We start from the raw sequence: 24324 nt of genomic DNA on the forward strand, positions 1-24324 counted from the left end.
ACTACTATAAAGCTTCAGAGAAATCTGGAGCTTTTTATGATTTTGAAGTTGTTAAGGATGGTAATGTTGGGCTCTTATCCGCCTCGGCGGACACTGGTCTGGTTTCAGTTTCACTATTAAGGGGCTGTCTGAAAAGGCAAATAATGAAGTTGTCATTCCGACGAAGGAAGAATCTCATATAATCAGTACTTTAGATTTTTCGACTTCACTCCGTTTCGCTCAAAATGACACTTTTTGGACACCTTCTTTTTATTTCAATAATTATGAATGATTTATTATTTACATGAATATTCATTCTCAATTGCGTCGGGCTTTAGCCCGATGTTTTAAAATTTGATATAGAAGGCTTCAGCCAAAATTCTCCTATTATAAGAAATTATAATAACAAAAAAGCAGCTCCAATGAACTGCTTTAAATATTTTGAATAGGTTTTACCAACTTCCGCCAGCACCACCACCAGAGAATCCGCCGCCGCCGAATCCGCCGCCAAATCCTCCACCGAAACCACCGCCGCCAGATGAACCTCCAAATCCACCACCGCCTCCACGACCTAAACTACTTAAAATAATAATATCCATTAAGTCGGGTCCGCTGCGACGTCCGCGATTGTTTCCTTTTCCACCGCCCGATTTACTGGCAATAATTATTATAATAACAATAAGGATGATAAAAAAAACAGGAAACCCGCTGCCACTTTTTTTGTTTTCTTGACGCACTCCTTTGTAAGTTCCGGAAAAAAGATCCATCAGCTTGGTGGTTCCAATATCTAATCCGGCATAATAATCACCTTTTTTAAATTCGGGAATAATAAAATTTCGAATAATTTCGCCGTTGATTCCGGCTGTTAAAAGATGTTCTAATCCGTACCCCGGAGCAATCCATAATTTTTTTTCTTTTTCTGCTAATAGAATGAAAACACCGTTGTCTTTATCTTTTTGACCAATTCCCCATTTGTGTGCCCATTTCGGAGCTAATTCACCTTCGTATTCACCTTGTAAACTTGGAATAATGGCTACTACAATTTGGGTAGATGTGGTATCGGCATATTTTATTAGTTTTTGTTCTAATTGTTGTTTTTCGTTTGGTGATAATAAATTAGCGTAGTCATACACACTGGTTTGTTCGCTTGCCAGGCTTGGTTTTGTGGGTATATTAAATTGTGCCAGAACCAATAAAGGGAAAAGCAAAACAAATAGTGTGGTTATTTTTTTTAAAGTACTCATTAACCTCTTGAAATTTCGTTAGGTAATTCGTTTACGTCATCTGCACCCTGATACGGGAAAAAATATTTCAGTTGCTTACCTGTATGCAGAATACCTGCAATTAAACCTTGTTTGTATTGATTGGCTTTGAAATGGTCAATGACTTTTTTCTTTGTTGCTTCCCAAAAATCGTATGGAACCACCGCATCAATTCCATCATCGCCAATAATGGCAAAATGCCGGTCTTTAACGCCTATATAAAACAAAACGCCGTTGCGGGCGCTTGTTTTATGCATTTCTAATTGTTTAAAAACTTCTTGGGCACGTTCTAATACAGGCAAATCAGAATGCTCTTCTATGTGCACACGTATTTCACCCGATGTTTCTTTTTCGGCCGTTACAATGGCAGCTACGATTTCCTGTTCTTCAGAAAGGCTTAAAAAATCTTCGGTTATCGACATCTTATTTAAAATCAAAATTTACTTCCGGAGCATTTTCTGCACCTTCTGAGGCTTTAAAATATCCTTTTTCGCTAAATCCTAAAATACCTGCTAACAAGTTATTTGGAAATACTTTTATATGGTTATTGTATGGTTTTACTGCTTCATTAAAACGGGTACGTGCAGTTAAAATCTGATTTTCTGTACTTACCAATTCATCTTGTAATTTAATAAAGTTTTGGTTTGCCTTTAAATCAGGATATCTTTCTACAGATACCAATAAACGCGATAACGCACTGTTTACACCGCTTTGTGCCTGGCTGAATGCCGCTAATTGTTCAGGTGTAACGTTTGAAGCGTCAACCGTAGTTTGCGTTGCTTTTGAACGCGCATTGATTACTGCTTCTAGTGTCGATTTTTCAAAATCGGCAGCTCCTTTTACGGTATTTACAAGATTTTCTATCAAAGAGTTTCTTCTTTCATAAGCAGTTTCAACATTTCCCCAACTTTCTTTAATATTCTCGTTTAAAGTTACTGCGGTGTTGTTTACTCCTTTTACCCATGAATAAATTCCAATTGCTACTACTGCAATGATTATTAGAGGAAGCCATTTTTTCATAATTTTCTAAATTAAAGTTCGTTTTTAATATTAATTAATTGTTTTTTAATAAGTTGCAATTTTTCGATAATTTCAACGGTGTTTAAGGGTGCTTTTTTGCTGTTTTTTAAAAAATCTTTTGCCCCATCAAGTGTAAACCCTTTTTCTTTTACTAAATGATAAATGGTTTTCAAGTTTTTTAAATCTTCGGGCGTAAACATTCTGTTGCCTTTTGCGTTTTTTTTCGGCTTCAAAACATCAAATTCCTTTTCCCAAAAACGAATCAGCGAAGCGTTTACACGAAATGCTTGTGCAATTTCGCCTATGCTGTAATATCTTTTTTCAGGTAACTCAATCTGCATTATCGTTTCATTTTGCTGCATGCTAATATACAATTTTTTGAATTTATTCTGCAAGTAGTTTAATAATATCTTACAATTGCTGTAATTCTACCAAAAATCATTAATTTTGCCCGTTAATTCACTTTTTTAAAGTGTTAGTTTTGAACGATTCATAATTTAGATATATCGAATGAAATCACAAGATATCAGAAAAAAATTTCTTGATTTTTTTGAAAGCAAAGGACATTTAATTGTTCCGTCGGCACCAATTGTTTTAAAAGACGATCCAACCCTTATGTTTAACAATTCGGGTATGGCACAGTTTAAAGAATATTTTTTGGGCAATGCCGTTCCAAAAAGCAACCGAATTGCCGATACACAAAAATGTTTACGTGTTTCGGGCAAGCATAACGATTTGGAAGATGTAGGTTTTGATACCTATCACCACACCATGTTCGAAATGTTGGGCAATTGGTCTTTTGGCGATTATTTCAAGAAAGAAGCTATTGCTTGGGCTTGGGAATTTTTAACCGAAGTTTTAAAGATTGATAAAGACCGCTTGTATGTTTCTGTTTTTGAAGGAAACGATGCTGAAAATGTACCTTTTGACCAAGAAGCTTGGGATTTATGGAAACAATATGTTGCCGAAGACCGAATTATTCTTGGAAACAAAAAGGATAATTTCTGGGAAATGGGTGATCAAGGACCATGTGGACCGTGTTCTGAAATTCATGTAGATTTACGTACCGATGCTGAAAGAAATGAAGTTTCTGGACGATCTTTAGTAAATGCCGATCATCCGCAGGTAGTTGAAATCTGGAACAACGTATTTATGGAATTTAACCGTAAAGCCGATGGATCGTTAGAAAAATTGCCTGCAAAACATGTTGATACCGGAATGGGTTTTGAGCGTTTGTGTATGGCAATGCAAAATGTTACATCAAACTATGATACCGATGTTTTTACGCCACTTATCGAAAAAGTTACAGAAATTACTGGAGCTAAATATTTGCCTAACACTGTCACTCCGAGCGAAGTCGAGGAGAAAACCAATATTGCCATTCGCGTAATTGTAGATCACGTGCGTGCGGTGGCTTTCGCTATTGCCGATGGGCAGTTGCCGTCAAACAACGGAGCAGGTTACGTAATCCGCAGAATTTTACGCAGAGCCATTCGTTACGGATTTACGTTTTTAGATACAAAAGAACCATTTATTTATCAGTTGGTTGATGTATTGTCAGCCCAAATGGGACAGTTCTTTCCGGAAATCGTATCGCAAAAAGATTTGGTTAAAAACGTAATCAAAGAAGAAGAAGCCTCTTTCTTAAGAACGTTGGATCAAGGTTTGCATTTGTTGGATTCTGTGATCGAAAAAACAGAAGGGAAAATTGTTGAAGGAGCAAAAGCGTTTGAATTGTATGATACTTTTGGATTTCCGATTGATTTAACAGCATTGATTTTACGTGAAAAAGGATATGAATTAGACGAAGCTGGTTTTGAAGCTGCGATGAAAGCACAGAAAGATCGTTCGCGTGCAGCATCTGAAATTTCTAAAGACGACTGGAATGTTTTAGTCGACGGGAATGTAGAAACATTTGAAGGATACGACAAAACGGAAAACGAAGTAAAAATCACACGTATTCGTAAAGTGGAATCTAAAAAAGACGGTACATTGTATCAAATTGTTTTAGATCATACACCGTTTTATGCCGAAGGTGGAGGTCAGGTTGGCGATAAAGGTGTTTTAGTTTCGGCTAATGAATCAATTGAAATCATCGATACTAAAAAAGAAAACAACCTTATTTTACATTTTTCAAAGCAAATTCCCGAAAATTTAGAAGGAACTTTCGTAGCAAAAGTAAATACAGATTTGCGCACAAAATCGTCTAAAAATCACTCGGCAACGCATTTGCTGCATCAGGCATTACGCACCATTTTGGGTACACATGTAGAACAAAAAGGATCTTTAGTAGCGCCAAATTACTTACGTTTCGATTTTTCGCACTTCGCAAAAGTTACCGATGAGGAGTTACAGCAAATTGAAGCCTTTGTAAACGCACGTATTCAAGAGCAGTTGCCTTTAATCGAACGTAGAGAAATTCCGTTTAAACAAGCAATAGAAGAAGGCGTCATGGCATTGTTTGGCGAAAAATATGGCGATACGGTTCGTGCGATTAAGTTTGGTGATTCTATGGAATTATGTGGTGGGATTCACGTGCAAAATACAGCTGATATTTGGGCGTTTAAAATTGTATCTGAAAGTGCCGTTGCAGCAGGAATTCGTCGTATCGAAGCAATAACAGGCGATGCTGTTCAAGACTTCTACAACAACCAAGAAGCTACTTTAAAAGAGCTAAAAGAAGCATTGAAAAATCCACAGGATACCATGAAAGCGGTTCTTTCGTTGCAAGATGAAAATGCTAAATTGAAAAAGCAAGTAGAACAGTTGCTGAAAGAAAAAACAAAAAGTTTAAAAGGCGATTTGCTGAACGAAGTTCAAGAAATAAACGGCGTACAATTTTTAGCAAAACAAGTAGATTTAGATGCAAACGGAGCCAAAGATCTGGCTTACGAAATTGGCGCAACAGGAACTAATTTCTTTATCTTGTTTGGAACCGTTACAAACGACAAACCTATGTTGACTGCCTATGTTTCTAAAGAAATTACAGAAACCAAAGGCTTAAATGCCGGACAAATTGTTCGTGAACTAGGTAAATACATCCAAGGCGGCGGCGGCGGACAAGCATTTTTTGCTACAGCCGGCGGTAAAAATCCTGCAGGTATTGCAGAAGCGGTTGCAAATGCTGTGAATTTTGTGAAGTAATAAATTTTATGAAGCAATTATGCTTCCTCATGAAATAAGTAAAACCGTTGTATGTTTATTATACAACGGTTTTTTTTTTCAATTCTACAAAACCCTACTAACCGTTAAACCATCGCGTATTGGCAATAAAACGGTTTCAACCCGTGGGTCTTCATTCACTATTTTGTTGTATTCTAAAAGTACTTGGGTAGATCTATCATTCTTTTTAACAGTTTCTAAAACCTTGCCGCTCCACAACACATTATCACTTAAAATAATTCCTCCTTTATTCATTTTGGGTACCACCAAATTCCAGTAATTAATATAGTTTTCCTTATCGGCATCAATAAAAACCAAATCAAATTTTTTATCTAAAGTAAGAATAATGTCCATAGCGTTTCCAATGTGCTGAACAATTTGATTTTTAAATTCTGAAGCCTTAAAGTATTTTTGCTGCATGGCCTCCAACTCTTCATTAATATCGATAGTATCAATTGTACCATCTGTTTTCAAACCTTCCGCTAAGCATAAAGTCGCATAACCCGTATAAGTGCCCACTTCTAAAATATGTTTCGGGTTCAGTATTTTTGAAAGCATACTCAACACACGGCCTTGAAAATGGCCACTCAACATGCGCGGTTGCAACACTTTTTGATGGGTTTCTTTGTTTAATTGCTGTAAAAGTTCGGGTTCAACAGCCGAGTGTTTTGCTATATATTGTTCTAATTCTTCGGAAATAAAATGCATAATGATAATTTTTTAAGTAAAGATAGCCAAACAAATTCAAAGCTTTTAAACTACACCCAAATTATTGTAACTTTGCCAAATGAATACAGTTAAAAAAGATATACGCAGTTTAACCAAAGAGCAAATACGCGACTTTTTTGTGGCACAGGGCGATAAAGCTTTTCGTGGCAATCAAGTGTACGAATGGTTGTGGAGCAAGGGCGCGCATAGTTTTGATGATATGACCAACATATCAAAAGAAACCCGTGCTTTGCTAGAACAGTACTTTGTGATAAACCACATTAAAGTAGATACCATGCAACACAGCAACGACGGTACTATAAAAAATGCGGTGCGATTGCACGATGGTTTAATCGTAGAATCTGTTTTAATTCCTACCGAAACCCGCACTACAGCCTGCGTTTCAAGCCAGGTTGGTTGCAGTTTAGACTGTAATTTCTGTGCCACGGCACGTTTAAAACGCATGCGTAATTTAGCACCCGATGAAATTTACGACCAAGTGGTGGCAATTGATCAAGAAAGCAGATTGTATCACAACCGTCCCTTATCAAATATCGTATTCATGGGCATGGGCGAACCACTGATGAACTATCCAAACGTTATGAAAGCGATCGAAAAAATCACATCAAGCGAAGGCTTAGGAATGTCGCCCAAACGCATAACTGTATCCACATCGGGCGTTTCAAAAATGATAAAAAAAATGGCCGACGATGAGGTGAAAGTCAAGCTGGCTGTATCGCTGCACTCCGCAATCGAAGAAACCCGAAACCAAATCATGCCCTTCACCAAAAGTTTTCCGTTGCCCGAATTGCGCGAAGCCTTGGAATATTGGTACCGCAAAACCAAAAGTAAAATCACTTACGAATATGTGGTCTGGAAAGGTATAAACGATGATAAAAAAGCCATTGACGCCTTGGTGAAATTCTGCAAATACGTGCCCTGCAAAGTTAATATTATCGAGTACAATCCAATCGATGATGGTGCATTTCAACAAGCCGATCCAACGGTTATCGATGCATACATAAAAGCTCTCGAAAACGCCGGAATTGTAGCAAAAGTACGCAGATCGCGCGGAAAAGACATTGATGCTGCCTGCGGACAATTGGCTAACAAATCATAATTCACTTTAATTTTGTCACTCTAAATCAAATTCAGAGTTTCATCATAAGTTCATGTTTCGTTATTTTTATTGGAAGCTATTTCCGGCTTTCCGCTATATCTTTTATCGGCGCTTCGAGTGCCTCAGCCACCGATAAAAGGATGCCGCTGCAATCCGGGCTAGAAAAAATCTATATTTGAAGAAAAATAATTATAATACTTTTAAAGACCATTTTAGATCTAAATCAACTATTAATAGGAATTGGTATTTTTATATTTGCTGTAAAAGCAATTCTAATAATGGTTAAGAATAAAACTACTAAAGTAGATTTAGCTACTGTTTTCGGTGATAAGTTGTTTGGGTTTCTTATGATTGTTATGATAATTATTGGAATTTCATATTTTTTGCTTAAAGATACTTATATAGTTGATGCTACAACTGAGCTTAAAAAATCAATCGCTAAAAACGATTCTTTATTTTTTTTCTAACGATATTATATATTTAGATACAAATAAAATTTATCCATGTGATATGGGTGGTAAATATTTAGACAATTCTATTTACACTTATGTTTTGTAAAAAAAAAACTCCAACAAAGTTTAAAACTTTATCAGAGTTTATATGTTAAACCAAAACGTCTTGGATGTCTTTGTTCTTATCAAACATTGCTTTTGCAAACGGACATAAAGGCAAAATCTTAATGTTGTTTTCGCGTGCGTATTCAACTGCTGCAAAAACCATTTCTTTACCAACTCCTTTTCCTTTGAATTCCGGATTTACCTCGGTATGGTCTATAATAAATTTATCATCCCCAGCCTTACTATAAGTCATTTCACCGGCTTTTACATCGTTTTCTGTTGCAATAAAAACACCTTTATTTTCTTCTTTTCTGTGATTGATTTCCATAATAATTTTTGTGTTAGATTAGTTCATTAAAATTATAAAATACTTTGGCAAAAATTGTTAAGCTATATTAAGATTGATTTTTATTCTTTTGAACAAGTTGAAATGTTATAAATAGAATAAGCAACCAAACCGGAATTAAAATTACCGAAACATGCATACCGGTCATACTCATTATCACTAAAATCCCTAACAAAAACGCCATACATATATAATTAGAAACCGGATATAAAAACGATGGGAATTTGGTTTTTATCAAAACGCTGTCTTTAAACTTACGGAATTTTAAATGTGTAAACGAAATCATAATCCAGTTAATGATTAAACATGAAACCACCAAGGACATAAGTATTTTAAAGGCTTCATCTGGCATCAACTTATTAATAATGATACACAAACCTGCAAAACAGCTCGAAACAATAATAGCGCGGGTGGGAACCGAACTTTTATTTAAGTGCATTACAAATTTTGGTGCATTCCCTTGTTCTGCCAAGCCATATAACATGCGGCTGTTGCTGTAAACCGATGAATTATAAACCGATAATGCAGCTGTTAATACAATTAAATTAAGTACATTGGCAATTAAATTTGTACCTGAAATATCGGTTCCGAATAGATTGAAATGCAAACCTTTTAAATTATCAAAAACGGTAACAAACGGGCTTGTTTCTGTGGTGATGGTTGCCCACGGAGAAAGCGAAAACAAAATAATTAAAGCACCTACATAGAAAATTAAAATACGATAAATTACTTGATTGGTTGCTTTTGGAATGTTTTTCTCGGGATTTGCGGCTTCGGCAGCTGTAATTCCAATTAGTTCCAATCCGCCGAATGAAAACATGATAATCGCCATCACCGAGAGCAAACCTTGGTATCCGTCACTGGTTTTTTCGAGCCAACCTTTTGGAAAAAATCCTCCGTTGTTTGTAAGGTTTGATATACTTGCCTGTTCGCCACCCGTTCCCGAAATTAATAAGTATGTTCCAAAAGCAATCATGGCCAAAATTGCCACTACTTTAATAATAGAAAACCAAAACTCGGCTTCGCCAAACATTTTAACAGAGCCTAAATTCAAGGCGGTTATCGTTACAAAGAAAAATAAACTGGAAACCCACAAGGGAATATCAGGCCACCAAAATTGTACATATTTGCCAATGGCTGTTAATTCTGCCATGGAAACCAAAATGTACAAAATCCAATAGTTCCAACCGGAAGAATAACCTGCAAAAGATCCCCAATATTTATAAGCAAAATGCGAAAAAGAGCCCGAAACAGGTTCTTCTACCACCATTTCGCCCAACTGACGCATGATGAAAAAAGCAATAATTCCTGCAAAGGCATATCCTAAAATAACCGATGGTCCGGCCAAAACAGCAGCGGGTCCAATTCCTAAGAATAAGCCCGTTCCAATGGCTCCACCCAAGGCAATTAACTGAATATGGCGGTTAGACAATCCTCTTTTCAAAGAATTGCTTGTAGTTGTTTGTTCCAAAGTTGAAAGTTTTAGTTTGTTTTAACTGCTAAAATAAACGTTTATTTTAAAAAATCAATAAAAAAAGGCTGCACTTGGCAACCTTAATTTTTTACGATAAAAACCCATTTGGCATGTTCTACAAAACCGCCTGTGTCTGTAATGTGTTTAAAATAGTGTATAGAACCTTTGTTTTGTTGCAACGCATTGCGAATCACTTCTAAATTTTGAATTTGTGCCCATTTTTCTTCAGCTTTTCCTTCGGGCGATGGTGCGTTTGTCAGTTCCACAGCATCATTTGGAAAAGCAAAGAAATCTTCGGTCAGCACGCTCTGAAAATCTTGTGGCGGTTTTAATGGGTTGGGAACAATTATTTCACCATTGCCCATGAAAACTTGGGTGGCGTGATAAATCAACTGATTTGCTTCCACATAATGCACTTTAATATATCCAACATCAACCGGGGGAACATTTTCAACCGTTAAATTATAGGTTGAAAATTCCTGATTATAATGATAAATCTTTCCGCCTTCAAAATTATTGGTTATAGCATCAACAATTAATACGGCAACATACGATCCTCGCGGTTCAGGAGTTGGAAGATCATCATTCAATCTTGTGCAACAAGCGCTGAACGAAAATGCTGCAACCAACAACAATACTATTTTTTTTACTTTCCATATTTTTTTAAAATCCCATAAAACAACATACTTAAGCCAACGCCAACCGCTGCACCCAATGTTTTAGAATGTCCTGTAACCTTCGTAACGGCAATACCTGCCGCCGCACCTGTGGTTACCAAAGCAGCTACATCTTCGTAATTTAGTTGCTGCATTTCTTGTTTCATTACATTTTTCATAGTTTTCTCTTTTTTATATTAAATGTACAAAATTTAATTATTGGTCAATTTTTTTTAACAAATTGATTCCTTTTGAACAATTACTCTGATTTTAGGTTTTATCTTTGAAGAAACTTTGAATAAAATGATACAAAACATACAAGTAATTGCCTTTGACGCCGACGATACACTGTTTATTAACGAACCTTATTTTGACGAAGCCGAAGAAAAATTTTGTGCTTTAATGAGTGATTATCTCTCAAAACAAAGTTTGGCGCAGGCGCTGTTCAAAACACAAATTGGCAATTTACCATTGTATGGCTATGGAATTAAAGGATACGTTTTATCGATGGTGCAAACGGCTTACGAGGTTTCAAACCACACAGTATCGACCAAAGTAATGCAAAAAATCATTGAAATTGGAAAAGAATTATTGGCAAAACCGGTTGTTCTGTTAGAAGGCATTGAAGAAACCTTGCAACAATTACACGGAAAATACAAATTGGTGGTGGCAACGAAAGGCGATTTAAAAGACCAACACCGCAAGTTGCATTTATCGGGTTTGGGAGCATATTTTCATCATATCGAAGTGATGGTTGAAAAAGAAGAATTGGATTACGAAAAACTTTTGAAACGTTTGGAAATTGAACCTGAAAACTTTTTAATGATTGGAAACTCGTTAAAATCTGATGTGCTGCCGGTTTTAAACATTGGCGGAACTGCCGTGCACGTACCTTTTCACACCACTTGGGCACACGAACGCATTGACCACGAAATTGTGCACAATAATTTTTACAGCGTTGAAAAAGCAAGCGAAATTATTACGTTATTGAACATATGAAAACAGAAATTGATTTAGATACTTGGAAACGAAAAAGTCATTTTGAATTTTTCTCGGCAATGGATGAACCCTTTTACGGACTTACTGTGGAAATCGATGTTACCAAAGCCTACGAAAAAGCGAAAGCATTAAACACGTCGTTTTTTATTTATTATTTGTATGCTGCATTGAAAACCATGAATCAATTGCCGGCTTTTAAACTGCGGATTGACAATGGAAAGGTTTTTCAGTATAATCGGATTGATGCTTCGTCAACGGTTTTAAAAAAAAACGAAACCTTTGGCTTTTCGCATATTATTTATCAAGAAGATTTAGAGCTTTTTCAAAAATCGGTAAAAAACGAAATAGCTCGAGTTCAACAAACCGACACCTTGCTTACGAAAGACGATTACGGCGAAAATATCATTCATTTTTCTGCTATTCCTTGGGTAAATTTTACCTCGTTAACGCATGCCCGTGGCTTTCAATACCCTGATAGTGCACCAAAAGTTTCTATTGGTAAAATGATGGACAAAAATGGTAGAAAATTTTTCAATGTTGCCTTATTTGCACATCACGGCTTGGTTGACGGTATTGATATGGGGCGCTTTTTTGATTTGTTTCAGGATATTTTGAATGAGTAGAATTTGCTGAAAAGTAAAAGTTATAGTAATTATTTTTCAACGCATTTTTCCTTAATTTCATTATAAGCACCTTGTGCATTGGTTATATAATATTCATCAAAATTTGAGTTTATAATTTTTTCGCAAAATTTTAAAGCTTTATCACAATTGTTTAATTTATAATTTAAAAAAGCTCTTTGCATATAGTATAGAAATTCCTCTTGTTCCGTTTTTTTCAAATTCTCTGCTTTTTGCATAGTCATATCGGCATCTTCATAATTCTTCAATCGTTCATAAAGTGTGGCAAGATTAAACAAATTGTTAATGAAATCTGGATTGATTTTAATAGCTTTCTCTAACTTATTTTCAGACAGTTCATATCGTTTCAAATCCATATAAACAATACCTAAACTACCCAATACAAGTTCATTTTCCTTCTCAGATTTCTCAAGTTCTAATAATTTTTTTAATGCCTCATTATAATTCCCTTGAATATGTAAACTTTCACTTTCCTTAAATATTTTATAATTATCAGATGTCTTAAAATACTTTTCAGGTGTATCCTGATAAATAATATTTCTTTTTGAAGTGTTTTTTTTTATATCAATAATTTGGGATTCTTTCTTATCGCCACTACATGAAAACATTATAAACATTATTGATATACACATAATATTATGAAAAGTCAAACTTTGCTGTATTTCTTTAAATAAATTCATAGTTTTTTTATTTTAGTGTCGCAATTTACAAAAAACAAAAATGTTTCCCATAGCGTATCATCCTATTTACAAACATCCGGTTCCAGAAAACCATCGATTTCCTATGGAAAAATACGAGCTACTACCACAACAACTGCTTTTGGAAGGAATTGTGAGCGAGGAACATTTTTTTCAACCCACTGAAATAGACACCAACACCGTTTGTTTGGTTCACGGTAGCGATTATGTGAACCGATATATGAATTTACAACTCACCGCAAAAGAAATTAGAAAAACGGGCTTTGTGCACAACGCCCAACTGGTGCGCCGGGAACGAATCATTGCACAAGGCACTTTAACCGGCGCTTTAAAAGCGATAGAAAACAGCGGTATTGCCTTTAATATTGCCGGAGGCACCCACCACGCTTTTTCTAATTATGGCGAAGGTTTTTGTATGCTGAACGACCAAGCAATTGCAGCTGCCTATTTGCTAAAACACCATTTGGTATCTAAAGTACTAATTGTTGATTTAGATGTGCATCAAGGCAATGGAACAGCGGAAATTTTCAGAAACAACCCAAACGTTTTCACTTTTTCTATGCATGGAAAAGCCAATTATCCGTTTAAAAAAGAACAATCGAGTTTAGACATTGCACTAGAAAACAACATTACCGATGCGGTATATATCCAGCTTTTAACACAGCATTTAGAGCCCATAATTGCTGCTGAAAACCCCGACTTTATTTTTTACCAAGCAGGTGTGGATATTTTAACAACAGACAAATTGGGTAAATTGAATTGTACAATTAATGGTTGCAAACAACGCGACATATTGGTATTTTCATTGGCTAAAAAATACCATATTCCCATTCAGTGCAGCATGGGTGGAGGTTATTCACCCGACCTGCGAACTATATTGCAGGCCCATGTAAACACCTTTAAAGCAACCCGCGACTTATTGATTTAGAATAAAACCACAGATGCAAAGATTACACATCTGTGCATCTGTGGAAATGCTATTAAACCCTACGGATTTTGATTTTAGAAAAACAACACTTCGCTGATTACAATCTCGGTAATACTGCGCTTGATGCCATCTTTATCTTCGTATGTACGATAGGTTAATTTACCCTCCACGGCAATTTCTTTACCTTTTTCAACATATTTTTGAATCAGTTCAGCGGTTTTGCCCCATGCAACGATGTTGTGCCATTGGATGGTTTCTATTTTTTCTTTTTTATCGTTGTAGTAAAAGTCGCTAGTTGCTAACGATAAAGTAACTTTTGTAGCATTGTCAAAAGTTTTTGCTTCCGGTGTGTTACCTACTCTTCCTACAAGACGAACACTGTTTCTTAATGTACTCATGGCGTATAAAATTTTAATGTTAAATAATTATTTGGTACAAAGTTGCGACAGCTTGCAAATTTTATTCGGTTGTTAAACATTTGTAGTCGATTGTAAATGTTTGTTGTCGTTTATATTATTAATAAACAATCGTTTATGTTTTTATTCTTTATTTTTTGTTAATTAATAAACTTTCGTATATATTTGTGATGTAGCGAAATCCGCTTACGCTCCTTTCGCTACATCGGGGCGACGCCTGCACCGCACGATGCGCTTGTCGCTTCGCGAACTTCGCACATCATGCGGTTTTGCTAAATCCTTTCCCCGAGCAAGCTCGGAAAAAGAACTTCGCAAAGCCGCCGCCCCGTTGTGCCCAATTAAAAAATCCGTCACATTACATAATTTTGTTTAAATGATTGTATCTTTGATAGTATCAAATGATAGTATCACAAATGAAACCACCTTACGAAATAACATCTTCTATTTTAAAATTAATAACCTCTATCTCTGAGAAAATGGGAGAAGTAAATGCTAATTTATTAAACAGACCTTCACCTAAATTGAGGAAACAGAATAGAATCAAGACTATTCATTCTTCGTTAAAAATAGAAGGAAACACACTTACAAAAGAACAAATTACAGCGCTTGTAGACAACAAAAGAGTTATTGGCCCAAAAAAAGATGTCCTTGAGGTTTTGAATGCTATCAAAATCTATGAAAATTTAGAAAAATATAATCCCTCTAATGAACAGTCATTTTTAAAAGCTCATAAAAACTTAATGGAAGGTCTTATTGAAAATTCAGGAAAATATAGAAAACAAAGTGTCGGAATCGTAAAAGGTTCAAAAGTTGAACATTTAGCACCTCCATTTGGCAATGTTCCTTATTTAATGAAGGAACTTTTTGAATACCTGAAAAAGTCAGACGAAATTGAGTTAATTAAAAGTTGTGTTTTTCATTACGAAATGGAATTTATACATCCGTTTGTAGATGGAAACGGAAGAATGGGGAGGTTATGGCAAACTTTGATTTTAATGGAGAAATATCCGGTATTTGAGTTTTTACCGTTTGAAACTTTAATTAGTAGTGACCAAGAAAAATATTACAAGGCTCTTGCAGAAAGTGATAAGTCAGGAAATTCAACAAAATTTATTGAGTATATGTTAAAAGTAATTGATAATTCAATAAGTGAATTATTAGATTTCAATAATCGGACATTAAACGAAAAAGACAGATTAGAATATTATGTTTCATTAAATAAAACCGAATTTACAAGAAAAGATTATATGGATGTTTTTAAAGATATTTCTTCTGCAACAGCTAGTAGAGATTTAAAAAAGGGAGCTGAACTAGGCTTTTTTGAAAAAATAGGAGAAAAAAATAAGACAATCTATCGTTTAAAATAACTGGGCACAACAATGTATAACCGCAATAGCGGGTTAAGTGATAAAGTTATAGTTACTACTTCCATTTTCGCTACTTGCAATTTAATTTCCTTTTTGTAAATTTAGCAAATAAAATAGCAAGTAGCTTATGTTTGTGCTAAGTTGAAAGTTTCGACTTCCCTACTCCGCTACTGCGTTTATACGTAACCGTTAGCGGTCAGCTAAAAAAACGAAATCGTAAAAAATAAACGAGAAAGAAATGAAAATACATTCGACAAATTATTTTGACACTTTTATCGAAGTTGCGGAAGACACAAAAGCGGAAAGGGGAACAAAACCGCCAACAAAGGACAAAAAAACCGTAGCGGAAATGCAATACGAAATGATTGCAAAAAATCCCTACAAATTTACTTCTGATGACGTTTTCTTTCAAGTGTTTTCCGACCGAAAAGACTTGACTAAAGCTGAATATAAACAAGCACGAGAACAATTTTTCTCAAAAGGGCAGCCTTGCTTTCGAGCTTCACCCTTGACAAAAACATATGGTTTTGGTATTCATAGTGACAGTGATGGGAAAATAGCACTTTTCGGAATGGAAACGGAAGAGTATCGAAAATTTATAGAGGATTCAAAAATTAAGAAAGTTAAAGCAATGAAATCACGCAGATAATGGAAGTACTTGTAGAAATTAGTTGGTTGGCTATTGCAATAGGAACAATATTTTATTGTGCATTTTGCGGTATATGGCACAGACAATTTGCTTTTGGTAAAAGTTGGGAAGATGCAATGGGTTTTGAAAGACCCGAAAATTGGAAAGAGACCAATATTTATTACATCGCACCATTATTCGCTTGCTTCGTTACGACAGTTGTGATTGCCATTTTGCTAAAACTGACAAATACAAGTTCGTATAATGGAGCATTAAAACTTGGGCTTTTAATTGGATTTGGAATTGCAATGGCTGTCGTTTTTACAACCTCTGTAATTCCGACAATGAAAAAACCATTGACATTTGGAGCAATAACAGGCACAGCCCAAGCTTTGGGGATAACTTTAACGACCTTGATAATTTACGCAATAACGAATTGAAAATAAAAAGCCGAACCGCTAACAATGTATATAAAAAATAGGCGAAACAGTAGAAAAATAAAGGGTTTTGGCTCGTATCAAACTTTGTGCTTAACGGAAAGTTTCGGACTTCGAAATCGCCTACTTTTCATATACTAACCGTTGCCCACTATGCTGGAAAAAACCAAATGAATGAACTAATTGACTTTTTAAAACCTTTCGTCCTTTACCTATTCTTTGGGTTCATTGGCTTATTGATATTATACGTTAGGACTTTTATTCAGGAAAGCGCAAAAATTAATGCTCTTAAACGGAAAAACAAAGAACTTGTTGAAGAAACCGAATCCATTAAAAAAGACCATCAATTAGACATTAGCAAAAGGAGATATCAATACGAGAGTAAAAAAGAACAATATCTTGGATTTTTTAAGCTTTTAGACAATTTTACAAACGAAGCGACTTTAAAAAATCAATCTGAATTAATGCCAATTTTAGATGAATTCAATAAAAACTATCTAAATGCAGCCACTCAAGGAAATAAAAAGAAAGAAAATTTAGCTGTAACAGTAATGTCCAAGAAAATACAAAAAATGACTTTCGATTCCTATGCTGAACTAACAAAATTAAAGCAAGAAACAAATACAATTCGCCTAATTGCAAGCGATGAAATTTTAGACAAACTCAATCTCTTGGAATTATCATATGACAAATTAATGGAACAGTCTGACAAAATGATGTCTGACCTACCAAAATTAATGTTGACTGGAAATCAAGTAAGAATTGAATTACAACAAAAGGAACTTGAATTAAAGGGTAAAGTAACTCAAAGCATTAAAGACGATATTATCAAATTAATGAGAAAAGAACTAAATGAAATATAAAGCACAGTGGGCAACAATGTATAACCGCAATAGCGGGATAAGTGTTAAAATTATAGTTACTACATCCTTTGTCGCTACTTGCAAATTAATTTCCTTTTTGTAAATTTAGCAAATGAATATGCAAGTAGCTTATGTTTGTGTAAAGTTGAAAGTTTCGACTTCACTACTCCGCTACTGCGTTTATACGTAACCGATGTAGCGAAATCCGCTTACGCTCCTTTCGCTACATCGGGGCGGCGCCTGCACCGCACGATGCGCTTGTCGCTTCGCGAACTTCGCACATCATGCGGTTTTGCAAAATCCTTTCCCCGAGCAAGCTCGGAAAAAGAACTTCGCAAAGCCGCCGCCCCGTTGGTGGCAATTTTACCGAACCGACCGCTAACAAAAAAAGCATTAAAATTTACTCATTTTATTTTGTAATTGTTCCATTATTCGTTAACTTTGTCAAATGGAAATAATTAGAGAAATTGTTTTTTATAAAGACTATTTTGACGACTTTTTTGAACCATTGACCGACAAAGTAAAGGACAAAATTGACGAAGTTCTTTTTATGATGACAATTATTGAACGTGTTCCAACCAAGTTTTTTAAAAGTATCGAAGGTGTAAAAGGACTTTTTGAAATTCGAGTAGAATATGAAAGTAATATTTACAGAATTTTTTGCTGTTTTGACAAAGGAAATTTAGTAGTTCTTTTCAATGGATTTCAAAAGAAAACGCAAAAAACACCGAAGAAAGAGATAATTAGAGCAGAAAAAATAATGCAGGAATATTTTAATGAACAAAAAGAAAATAAAAATGGAAACAAAAAATAAAAATATCAAGACTTTTGCTCAACATCTTGACAAAAGATATGGGTTAACTGGAACTAAAGAAAGAACTGACTTTGAAATTAAAGCCAAATCTTTTGCCATTGGAGAATTAATAAAAGAAGAACGAAAATTGGCTCAAATGACACAAGAGCAACTTGCTGAGAAAATTGGGGCAAAAAAAAGCTTTATATCGAGAATTGAAAATGGACACAGCGATATTCAACTTTCGACACTTTATAAACTTATTGAAATTGGACTTGGACGAAAAATCAACTTTACAATTCAATAAAAAACTGCCACCAATAACTAAGCTTTCGTCTTGCCCGGAGGGCATGAGATGAATTGAAAATCACTGAACACCAAAACAAATAATAAACAAGTGAAGTAAAGCCCGTTGAACCCTTCGATAAACTCAGGGCAGGCTCACCGGAGTAGCTTTATGTATTATGGAGTTTTCGAAGTGTAGCTTTAAAATATACCAGCAGTAATTTTGCCATTACTGCTTTTTTTGTGTTTGAACTTGTACTGTTTCAACCTTTTTCACTTTCTTTTTTTAACGATGAAACACAAGTTCCCTTACCCGTAAAAGTTAATTCACAGAAGCAAGTGTATTTTCGATAAGATATACTTTTGGCGGCCCTCTTTGCCCAAAAACATGCAACGTAACCAGATTTCCAATTTTACAACAAAAACATTTTCTATGTTGTGTTTTGATTTCGATTTCGGGTCTTACAACATTTAAATGCTCTTGTAATTGTTGGAGTTTTCCGCGTTTCCAACTACTACTTAAAATGCCATAATGCCTAATCCGAACAAAGCGTTTGGGTAAAATATGCAAACTAAATCTGCGAACAAACTCTTCATTTTTTAAGGTGAGTTGCTTGGTTTTACTACCGTCTTTATAATCTTTGTATGCAATGGTAACTTCGTGATTGGTTACGTTTTTAATCCGATGATTGCTAATAGCTACTTTGTGTGTGTATCTACCTAAATATTCAATCACTTGTTTTGGTCCACCAAAAGGACGTTTGGCATAAACCACCCAATTCTTTTCGAATAATTGATTGTACAACGCTTGATTTCCTAAACTTTCTTTACGCATGGAGGCCACAAATTTTGCTCGAAAAACCTTACTCAATGCTTTTACACAAAACAAGTATTTATCGGTTTTTATCTTGCGTTTCCATTTACCGTTTGCATCAATTCCACCTCCAGGAATAATGCAATGAATATGCGGATGCAAACTCAGATTTTGTCCCCAAGTATGCAAAATTCCAATCATTCCTAAATGCATATTTTCAGTTTTTCCGAACTGAGAAAGCGTTGCCCAAACCGAATCAAACAAGATTTTATACATCAATTGTGGCTGATGAATCGTTAATCCATTAAGCGAATCTGGAAGGGTAAAAACCACATGATAATACGAACAAGGCAATAAATCTTGTTCGCGCGCCTGAATCCATTCTTCACGTTTATGACCTTGACATTTCGGACAATGTCTGTTTCGGCAACTGTTGTAGCTAATGCTGATGTTTCCGCAAGTATCACAAGCATCTACATGTCCGCCCAAAGCAGCAGTTCTGCATAAAGTCAATGCTCGAAGTGTTTTTTCTTGATGAACCGTAAAGTTTTGGTTAGACAAATCGACTTTTTTGAGCACATCGGCTACTTCCCATTGCGGCTGCATAGCGCAAAAACGGTATCAATTGGACTGTGTACTTTTTGGTTTTCGAGCTGACAAACATGTAAGTATTCCATCGTAGTTTCAATACGTTCATGTCCCATCAATTTCTGAACTTGCAGAATATTTACACCATCTTCGAGCAAATGCGTAGCGTAGCTGTGACGCAATGTATGGGTGTGCACATCTTTTAAAATTCCGGCCTTTTTACAAACCGATTTTATGACCCATTGAACCCCACGCTGACTATAACGCGAATCAAAACCTTTGGCATCTTTGGTGTTTCCGGTAAATAAAAAGGTGGTAGGATGTTCGACCGAAATATACTTTTTAATCCCTCGAATAATATGATCAGAAAGTGGAACATAACGATCTTTCTTCCCTTTACTTTGAACAATATGTAGTAATTTTCTATCGAAATCGAGATGTTTGAGTTCGATGTTTCTCACTTCCATACAGCGCAATCCACAGCTATAAATCAAACCAATTAAAATGCGATGTTTGAGCAAATCGGCATGTTGAAGCAGTTTCCAAATCTCATGACGACTTAAAATAACAGGAAGTTTTTTTTCTTTAGGAATTGCCGGTAAATGAAGATAATCATACGGAAGATTTTCGGTCTTTAGTAGAAATCGAAGTCCGTAAACAGTGTGTTTAAAATACGATTGTGAAGGAGATTTAGAGCGTTGTTGGAGTTCAAAGAGGTAATCTTTAACCTGTTCAGGATCTAATTCGGTTGGTAAACAGCCAAAATGTAAGGCCATTGCAGCAACATGGCGAGAATAATTTTCGAAAGTGCGTTTACTTCGTCCTAAAATAGAAATATTACGCTCAAAACGTTGCAGAAGTTCAGAAAAACCATTAATTTCACTACAAGCGCGATTCAAATATTTGTTCGCTCTTAATTCCTCCGGAGATTTTTTTTAGTTACCATAACCCGTAGTGCATTATATAAAAAGTTGCTCAAGATACAAAAAAGTAGTATATTGTATTGACTGACAATCAAATACAATCATGAGCAACTTAGAAGCAAGTTACAAATTAATTTTGAAGGAATTGCGGAAAATTTCGGAAAAAGAGAATTTATATTTTAAACCAATAAAGCCTAAACTATCTGATATTGAATTAATTAGTTTAATAATCTTGTCAGAATTTAAATCGATTGATTCTGAACATCAGCTATTTAGAGAAATTAAGGGTTTTGAAATTGAATCTAAAATTGAGCGAAGTGTTTACAACAGAAGAAAAAGAAAATTATTTCCATTTATCGAAGAAATCAGAATGAAAATGGTAAAAAAATTTAATGAGTTTGAAAACTATTTTGTGGTCGATAGTATGCCCTTGGAAGTGTGCAAAATAACACGTTCTTCCAGAAGTAAAATATGTAAGGAGGTCGATTATGCCATTCCCAACAAGGGATTTTGTGCTTCACAAAATTTACATTTTTATGGCTATAAATTACACGCTGTTTGCTCAATTTCTGGTGTTTTTCAAAGTTTTGATTTATCTCCTGCCTCTGTCCACGATATTCATTATTTGCAGGATATAAGAAAGCAAATGTCTGATTGTGTTTTACTTGGAGATAAAGGTTATCTTTCACAAACCATTCAACTTGATTTATTTAACCAGGTCAATATCCAATTAGAAACTCCGAAAAGAAAAAATCAAAAAGGTTATAAACCTCAATTTTATCATTTCAAAAAATATAGAAAAAGAATTGAAACTCTGTTCTCACAATTGTGTGACCAATTTATGATTAGAAGAAATTACGCAAAGACCTTTGAAGGATTTGAAACAAGAATTCTGGCTAAAATTACAACACTGACAACTATTCAATATTTGAATAAATTTGTGTTTAATAGAAATATTAACAACCTAAAAATTAATCTCGTTTAATAATGCACCAGGGGTTTACCATAGTATCAATTATTTAATCGTTAATAAATACTAAGATACGAATATCATCGCAACGAAAGCTACCGGAGGTTTAGTTCAACAAAGGCTATACATAATGCGGGGTTAAGTGCGAAATTTAGAGTTTTAGTCTTGTCTTTCGCTTCGCCTTTTGTATATTTAGTGAAAATTTAAAATATTCAACGGCTACGCTCTACTCCGTGCCGATTTGAAACTTTCAGTCTTCAAATCCCGCACTACGTATAGCCCAAACCGTTGTAGCCAATTTAAAAAAAACATCGTCCTAAATTAAAATGAGATTAGAGAAAGTCAAAAACATCTTTTTTAAATATTTCAAAGTTTGGTGGATTCCAATTGTATCATATTTGATTCCTTTCATAGTGTTTCTGCTTGGAGAAGTTTTGAAAAGCGACTCAATAATTGATATTTCTCTGATGTTATTTTTTGCAAACATTTTAGGAAATATAATATCTGCAATTGTTCAAATATTTATCAAAAAATGGTATTTCCTGATTCCTCAAGTACTGATTTCAGGATTTTTATTTCTCTTTGTATCAATCATTTTTACTTTTTCGCCACCAGATTACTACGGAGCGAATAAAGAAATTCCAAATGACATTGAGATTTATGAACCAAAGGAAACTGAACCAACTGAAAATGACTTTGGAGAATTTAACTTGGTTTTGGCTTCATCTTTCCAACCAGGAATTTATAACTACTTTACAGATTACAAACCAACTGAAAAAGGTAACTTTTATATAAAAGCATTTGAAGTGACTTCAAATGACCATCTTTCAGCAGATAGAATGAAAATTAGGTCTAAAGTCAATGTAGAAAATTTCGAACCCAAATTATATTCGGGAGAATTTACTATTTACGAAGGTTCTTGGGGAGATAAATATGGAGCGAGAATTGAATTATGGTTCGAACCTTTAAATGGAAAGGATTATAAAATAACTGAACGGAATTATATTGTCGAAGGATGGATGAGATAAAAAAACTGGCTACAACATCGTATAACCGCAATAGCGGGATAAGTACCAAAATCAAAGTTTCTACATCCTTTGTCGCTACTTGCAAATTAATTTCCTTTTTGTAAATTTAGCAAATAAATATGCAAGTAGCTTATGTTTGTGTAAAGTTGAAAGTTTCCACTTCCCTACTCCGCTACTGCGTTTATACGTAACCGTTGTAAAACATTTTGACAAACCGAATGAGTTGTGTTTTAAGAATAGATGGAAAGAATTTTAAAGTCGATGATTTTTTAAAATCAACCGATTTGAAACCCTATAAAACGTATCGGATAGGCGAAAAAACAAAAATCGGAAAGAAAAAAATTGAGAACTCAAACGGTTGCTCTTTTGAATTGAGTAATGCCGATTACAATTACTTTGAACAGCAAAGAAAAGATGCGACTGAATTTTTAAAAGCCAACTTTGATAAACTTGAAACTGTATTTTCATTTGGACTTTCAGATAACGAAAACCCAATAATTGATTTCGGAATTGCAACGAGAATGCACGAAGTTGAAGCTCAATTTGACTATTTGGAACCTGAATTGCTAAAACTAGCTGGAAACCTGAATTTTGGAATTGAAATTAGCCAATATCATCCAGCGGCTGAGGAATAGAAATTGGATAAAAAACGTTTTACAACAACGTGTATAGCTCATTGCGGCTGAATTTCCCTGGCGGAAAATTCGCTGCAATTCACAAATGTTTGTGATTATTTGAAAGTTTTTCCATAACTTTCCGCAACGAAGCCATACACAAAACCGTTGCCAATAATTATTATTAACAACACGAATGAAAGAAATATACGAACCAAAATTTGTTGAAAAGCTATTTGACAAAATGAGTAGTTCGTATTCTAAAATGAATTACATAACTTCTTTTGGATTCAGCGAAAGATGGAGAAAACAATGTGTTGAGGAAATTGAAATCGAGAGCGGTAAAACTATTGTCGATTTAATGACCGGAATGGGAGAATGTTGGAAGTATATTCTTAAAAATTCAGATAAAAACTCAACTTTAATCGGACTTTACTTTTCAACCGAAATGATAAATCGAGCTGAGAAAAACAAAAGTAAGTTCAAAAGAACTAAAATTGAAATTCTAAAAGAAAACGTGTTTGAAAATTCAATCGAGAACGAAACTGCGGATTTTATTATTTCGGGTTTTGGTTTAAAGACATTTAATGATGAACAACTTGAAAAATTAGCATTTGAAATTGATCGAATTTTAAAACCAGGTGGAAAGTTTTCCTTGATTGATGTTTCTGTTCCAGATAATAAACTTCTAAAAACATTTTATATGTTTTATTTGAAAAAAATTATTCCTGTTTTAGGAAAATTATTTCTTGGAAATCCTGAAACTTATAGAATGTTAGGTGTTTATACAGAAGAATATAGAAATTCAAAAAATGTACATCGAATTTTTAGCCAAATGGAACTTGAAGTTGAATATATAGAATATTTCTACGGCTGTGCAAGCGGAATTAAAGGGCAAAAAATAACTATTGGCAACAAGGGCTATACATAATGCGGGGTTAAGTGCAAAATTTGAAATTTTCGTCTTGTATTTCGCTTCGCCTTTTGTATATTTAGTGAAAATTTAAAATATTCAACGGCTACGCTCTACTTCGTGCCGATTTGAAAC

General features: G+C 34.7%; 29 protein-coding genes. 16 read left to right on the forward strand and 13 right to left on the reverse strand.

Going from position 1 to position 24324, the window contains the following annotated elements; genetic code table 11:
• Positions 1-431: 431 nt before the first annotated feature.
• Genes MG290_RS11835 through MG290_RS11850 form a run of 4 tightly spaced genes read right to left on the reverse strand, consistent with a single transcriptional unit; the run spans position 432 to position 2602 of the window.
• A complete protein-coding gene (locus MG290_RS11835) occupies positions 432-1223 on the reverse strand; it encodes a TPM domain-containing protein (RefSeq protein WP_264561482.1) in 792 nt (263 codons plus the stop codon).
• Complete coding sequence (locus MG290_RS11840) at positions 1223-1663, reverse strand: TPM domain-containing protein (RefSeq protein WP_257499832.1); 441 nt, start codon at positions 1661-1663, stop codon at positions 1223-1225. The genes MG290_RS11835 and MG290_RS11840 overlap by 1 nt, the downstream gene beginning before the upstream one ends.
• Position 1664: 1 nt before the next feature.
• The gene (locus MG290_RS11845) at positions 1665-2261 is read right to left on the reverse strand and encodes a LemA family protein (RefSeq protein ID WP_264561483.1); all 597 of its coding nucleotides are present in this window, start codon (positions 2259-2261) and stop codon (positions 1665-1667) included.
• Between the two features lie 11 nt (positions 2262-2272).
• The gene (locus tag MG290_RS11850) at positions 2273-2602 is read right to left on the reverse strand and encodes a MerR family transcriptional regulator (RefSeq protein ID WP_264561484.1); all 330 of its coding nucleotides are present in this window, start codon (positions 2600-2602) and stop codon (positions 2273-2275) included.
• 169 nt (positions 2603-2771) lie between these two features.
• On the opposite strand from MG290_RS11850, the gene alaS reads away from it, so the two are divergent.
• Complete coding sequence (gene alaS, locus MG290_RS11855; RefSeq protein WP_264561485.1) at positions 2772-5405, forward strand: alanine--tRNA ligase; 2634 nt, start codon at positions 2772-2774, stop codon at positions 5403-5405.
• 84 nt (positions 5406-5489) lie between these two features.
• On the opposite strand, the gene MG290_RS11860 is transcribed toward alaS, so the two are convergent.
• Entirely contained in the window at positions 5490-6131 is a 642-nt protein-coding gene (locus MG290_RS11860; protein WP_264561486.1) for an O-methyltransferase, read from the reverse strand.
• A gap of 79 nt (positions 6132-6210) precedes the next feature.
• On the opposite strand from MG290_RS11860, the gene rlmN reads away from it, so the two are divergent.
• Positions 6211-7251 (forward strand): 23S rRNA (adenine(2503)-C(2))-methyltransferase RlmN, encoded by a 1041-nt coding sequence (gene rlmN, locus MG290_RS11865; RefSeq protein ID WP_264561487.1) that lies wholly within the window; start codon positions 6211-6213, stop codon positions 7249-7251.
• 278 nt (positions 7252-7529) lie between these two features.
• On the forward strand, positions 7530-7718 hold the full coding sequence (locus MG290_RS11870; protein WP_264561488.1) for a hypothetical protein: 189 nt from the start codon (positions 7530-7532) through the stop codon (positions 7716-7718).
• 136 nt (positions 7719-7854) lie between these two features.
• Here the strand turns inward: MG290_RS11870 and MG290_RS11875 are convergent, their stop codons facing one another.
• The 4 genes from MG290_RS11875 to MG290_RS11890 form a co-directional block, all read right to left on the reverse strand.
• Positions 7855-8136 (reverse strand): GNAT family N-acetyltransferase, encoded by a 282-nt coding sequence (locus MG290_RS11875; RefSeq protein WP_264561489.1) that lies wholly within the window; start codon positions 8134-8136, stop codon positions 7855-7857.
• Positions 8137-8203: 67 nt separating this feature from the next.
• Positions 8204-9625 (reverse strand): amino acid permease, encoded by a 1422-nt coding sequence (locus MG290_RS11880; RefSeq protein WP_264561490.1) that lies wholly within the window; start codon positions 9623-9625, stop codon positions 8204-8206.
• An 83-nt stretch (positions 9626-9708) separates the two neighbouring features.
• A complete protein-coding gene (locus MG290_RS11885) occupies positions 9709-10218 on the reverse strand; it encodes a hypothetical protein (protein ID WP_272585542.1) in 510 nt (169 codons plus the stop codon).
• Positions 10219-10274: 56 nt separating this feature from the next.
• The gene (locus MG290_RS11890) at positions 10275-10463 is read right to left on the reverse strand and encodes a hypothetical protein (protein ID WP_264561492.1); all 189 of its coding nucleotides are present in this window, start codon (positions 10461-10463) and stop codon (positions 10275-10277) included.
• Between the two features lie 124 nt (positions 10464-10587).
• Here MG290_RS11890 and MG290_RS11895 point away from each other — a divergent pair, with 124 nt between their 5' ends.
• Both MG290_RS11895 and MG290_RS11900 read left to right on the forward strand, forming a co-directional pair.
• Positions 10588-11283 carry an HAD family hydrolase gene (locus MG290_RS11895; protein WP_264561493.1) on the forward strand — a complete coding sequence of 232 codons (696 nt, stop codon included), beginning with the start codon at positions 10588-10590 and terminating at the stop codon, positions 11281-11283.
• Entirely contained in the window at positions 11280-11906 is a 627-nt protein-coding gene (locus MG290_RS11900) for a chloramphenicol acetyltransferase (protein ID WP_264561494.1), read from the forward strand. Before MG290_RS11895 ends, MG290_RS11900 begins: the two co-directional genes overlap by 4 nt.
• 29 nt (positions 11907-11935) lie before the next feature.
• Here the strand turns inward: MG290_RS11900 and MG290_RS11905 are convergent, their stop codons facing one another.
• Positions 11936-12604, reverse strand: a complete 669-nt coding sequence (locus MG290_RS11905) for a tetratricopeptide repeat protein (protein WP_264561495.1) — start codon at positions 12602-12604, stop codon at positions 11936-11938.
• 40 nt (positions 12605-12644) lie between these two features.
• On the opposite strand from MG290_RS11905, the gene MG290_RS11910 reads away from it, so the two are divergent.
• Positions 12645-13550: a histone deacetylase family protein gene (locus MG290_RS11910; protein ID WP_264561496.1), complete on the forward strand. Its 906-nt coding sequence runs from the start codon at positions 12645-12647 to the stop codon at positions 13548-13550.
• A 74-nt stretch (positions 13551-13624) separates the two neighbouring features.
• On the opposite strand, the gene MG290_RS11915 is transcribed toward MG290_RS11910, so the two are convergent.
• Positions 13625-13948, reverse strand: coding sequence for a single-stranded DNA-binding protein (locus MG290_RS11915; RefSeq protein WP_264561497.1), 324 nt, complete (start codon positions 13946-13948; stop codon positions 13625-13627).
• Positions 13949-14379: 431 nt separating this feature from the next.
• Between MG290_RS11915 and MG290_RS11920 the strand changes: the two genes are divergently transcribed.
• From MG290_RS11920 to MG290_RS11945, 6 genes are all read left to right on the forward strand, one after another.
• Positions 14380-15333, forward strand: coding sequence for a Fic family protein (locus tag MG290_RS11920; protein ID WP_264561498.1), 954 nt, complete (start codon positions 14380-14382; stop codon positions 15331-15333).
• A 238-nt stretch (positions 15334-15571) separates the two neighbouring features.
• Entirely contained in the window at positions 15572-15982 is a 411-nt protein-coding gene (locus MG290_RS11925; protein ID WP_264561499.1) for a DUF6157 family protein, read from the forward strand.
• Complete coding sequence (locus MG290_RS11930; RefSeq protein ID WP_264561500.1) at positions 15982-16401, forward strand: DUF1761 domain-containing protein; 420 nt, start codon at positions 15982-15984, stop codon at positions 16399-16401. Before MG290_RS11925 ends, MG290_RS11930 begins: the two co-directional genes overlap by 1 nt.
• A gap of 167 nt (positions 16402-16568) precedes the next feature.
• Positions 16569-17261, forward strand: a complete 693-nt coding sequence (locus tag MG290_RS11935; RefSeq protein WP_264561501.1) for a hypothetical protein — start codon at positions 16569-16571, stop codon at positions 17259-17261.
• Positions 17262-17709: 448 nt separating this feature from the next.
• Positions 17710-18075: a type II toxin-antitoxin system RelE/ParE family toxin gene (locus MG290_RS11940; protein ID WP_264561502.1), complete on the forward strand. Its 366-nt coding sequence runs from the start codon at positions 17710-17712 to the stop codon at positions 18073-18075.
• Positions 18059-18361 (forward strand): helix-turn-helix domain-containing protein, encoded by a 303-nt coding sequence (locus MG290_RS11945; RefSeq protein ID WP_264561503.1) that lies wholly within the window; start codon positions 18059-18061, stop codon positions 18359-18361. The genes MG290_RS11940 and MG290_RS11945 overlap by 17 nt, the downstream gene beginning before the upstream one ends.
• A 300-nt stretch (positions 18362-18661) precedes the next feature.
• Here the strand turns inward: MG290_RS11945 and MG290_RS11950 are convergent, their stop codons facing one another.
• Together MG290_RS11950 and MG290_RS11955 are read right to left on the reverse strand one after the other, a co-directional pair.
• On the reverse strand, positions 18662-19759 hold the full coding sequence (locus MG290_RS11950; RefSeq protein WP_264561504.1) for an IS91 family transposase: 1098 nt from the start codon (positions 19757-19759) through the stop codon (positions 18662-18664).
• Positions 19738-20640: a tyrosine-type recombinase/integrase gene (locus MG290_RS11955; protein ID WP_264560948.1), complete on the reverse strand. Its 903-nt coding sequence runs from the start codon at positions 20638-20640 to the stop codon at positions 19738-19740. Before MG290_RS11955 ends, MG290_RS11950 begins: the two co-directional genes overlap by 22 nt.
• A gap of 127 nt (positions 20641-20767) precedes the next feature.
• On the opposite strand from MG290_RS11955, the gene MG290_RS11960 reads away from it, so the two are divergent.
• The 4 genes from MG290_RS11960 (at position 20768) to MG290_RS11975 (ending at position 24207) form a co-directional block, all read left to right on the forward strand.
• Positions 20768-21649, forward strand: a complete 882-nt coding sequence (locus MG290_RS11960) for an IS982 family transposase (RefSeq protein WP_264561505.1) — start codon at positions 20768-20770, stop codon at positions 21647-21649.
• Between the two features lie 311 nt (positions 21650-21960).
• Entirely contained in the window at positions 21961-22662 is a 702-nt protein-coding gene (locus MG290_RS11965; protein WP_264561506.1) for a hypothetical protein, read from the forward strand.
• 218 nt (positions 22663-22880) lie between these two features.
• Positions 22881-23297, forward strand: a complete 417-nt coding sequence (locus MG290_RS11970) for a hypothetical protein (RefSeq protein WP_264561507.1) — start codon at positions 22881-22883, stop codon at positions 23295-23297.
• Between the two features lie 175 nt (positions 23298-23472).
• Complete coding sequence (locus MG290_RS11975; protein ID WP_264561508.1) at positions 23473-24207, forward strand: class I SAM-dependent methyltransferase; 735 nt, start codon at positions 23473-23475, stop codon at positions 24205-24207.
• The last annotated feature ends 117 nt before the right edge of the window (positions 24208-24324 follow it).

The organism is Flavobacterium sp. CBA20B-1 (assembly GCF_028473145.1).
Classification (GTDB): Bacteria; Bacteroidota; Bacteroidia; order Flavobacteriales; family Flavobacteriaceae; genus Flavobacterium.

Coding starts and splice junctions, on each gene's coding strand:
- MG290_RS11835 (WP_264561482.1), bottom strand. CDS start 1,223: ATGAGTACTTTAAAAAAAATAACCACACTATTTGTTTTGCTTTTCCCT.
- MG290_RS11840 (WP_257499832.1), bottom strand. CDS start 1,663: ATGTCGATAACCGAAGATTTTTTAAGCCTTTCTGAAGAACAGGAAATC.
- MG290_RS11845 (WP_264561483.1), bottom strand. CDS start 2,261: ATGAAAAAATGGCTTCCTCTAATAATCATTGCAGTAGTAGCAATTGGA.
- MG290_RS11850 (WP_264561484.1), bottom strand. CDS start 2,602: ATGCAGATTGAGTTACCTGAAAAAAGATATTACAGCATAGGCGAAATT.
- alaS (WP_264561485.1), top strand. CDS start 2,772: ATGAAATCACAAGATATCAGAAAAAAATTTCTTGATTTTTTTGAAAGC.
- MG290_RS11860 (WP_264561486.1), bottom strand. CDS start 6,131: ATGCATTTTATTTCCGAAGAATTAGAACAATATATAGCAAAACACTCG.
- rlmN (WP_264561487.1), top strand. CDS start 6,211: ATGAATACAGTTAAAAAAGATATACGCAGTTTAACCAAAGAGCAAATA.
- MG290_RS11870 (WP_264561488.1), top strand. CDS start 7,530: ATGGTTAAGAATAAAACTACTAAAGTAGATTTAGCTACTGTTTTCGGT.
- MG290_RS11875 (WP_264561489.1), bottom strand. CDS start 8,136: ATGGAAATCAATCACAGAAAAGAAGAAAATAAAGGTGTTTTTATTGCA.
- MG290_RS11890 (WP_264561492.1), bottom strand. CDS start 10,463: ATGAAAAATGTAATGAAACAAGAAATGCAGCAACTAAATTACGAAGAT.
- MG290_RS11895 (WP_264561493.1), top strand. CDS start 10,588: ATGATACAAAACATACAAGTAATTGCCTTTGACGCCGACGATACACTG.
- MG290_RS11900 (WP_264561494.1), top strand. CDS start 11,280: ATGAAAACAGAAATTGATTTAGATACTTGGAAACGAAAAAGTCATTTT.
- MG290_RS11905 (WP_264561495.1), bottom strand. CDS start 12,604: ATGAATTTATTTAAAGAAATACAGCAAAGTTTGACTTTTCATAATATT.
- MG290_RS11910 (WP_264561496.1), top strand. CDS start 12,645: ATGTTTCCCATAGCGTATCATCCTATTTACAAACATCCGGTTCCAGAA.
- MG290_RS11915 (WP_264561497.1), bottom strand. CDS start 13,948: ATGAGTACATTAAGAAACAGTGTTCGTCTTGTAGGAAGAGTAGGTAAC.
- MG290_RS11920 (WP_264561498.1), top strand. CDS start 14,380: ATGAAACCACCTTACGAAATAACATCTTCTATTTTAAAATTAATAACC.
- MG290_RS11925 (WP_264561499.1), top strand. CDS start 15,572: ATGAAAATACATTCGACAAATTATTTTGACACTTTTATCGAAGTTGCG.
- MG290_RS11930 (WP_264561500.1), top strand. CDS start 15,982: ATGGAAGTACTTGTAGAAATTAGTTGGTTGGCTATTGCAATAGGAACA.
- MG290_RS11935 (WP_264561501.1), top strand. CDS start 16,569: ATGAATGAACTAATTGACTTTTTAAAACCTTTCGTCCTTTACCTATTC.
- MG290_RS11940 (WP_264561502.1), top strand. CDS start 17,710: ATGGAAATAATTAGAGAAATTGTTTTTTATAAAGACTATTTTGACGAC.
- MG290_RS11945 (WP_264561503.1), top strand. CDS start 18,059: ATGGAAACAAAAAATAAAAATATCAAGACTTTTGCTCAACATCTTGAC.
- MG290_RS11950 (WP_264561504.1), bottom strand. CDS start 19,759: ATGCAGCCGCAATGGGAAGTAGCCGATGTGCTCAAAAAAGTCGATTTG.
- MG290_RS11960 (WP_264561505.1), top strand. CDS start 20,768: ATGAGCAACTTAGAAGCAAGTTACAAATTAATTTTGAAGGAATTGCGG.
- MG290_RS11965 (WP_264561506.1), top strand. CDS start 21,961: ATGAGATTAGAGAAAGTCAAAAACATCTTTTTTAAATATTTCAAAGTT.
- MG290_RS11970 (WP_264561507.1), top strand. CDS start 22,881: ATGAGTTGTGTTTTAAGAATAGATGGAAAGAATTTTAAAGTCGATGAT.
- MG290_RS11975 (WP_264561508.1), top strand. CDS start 23,473: ATGAAAGAAATATACGAACCAAAATTTGTTGAAAAGCTATTTGACAAA.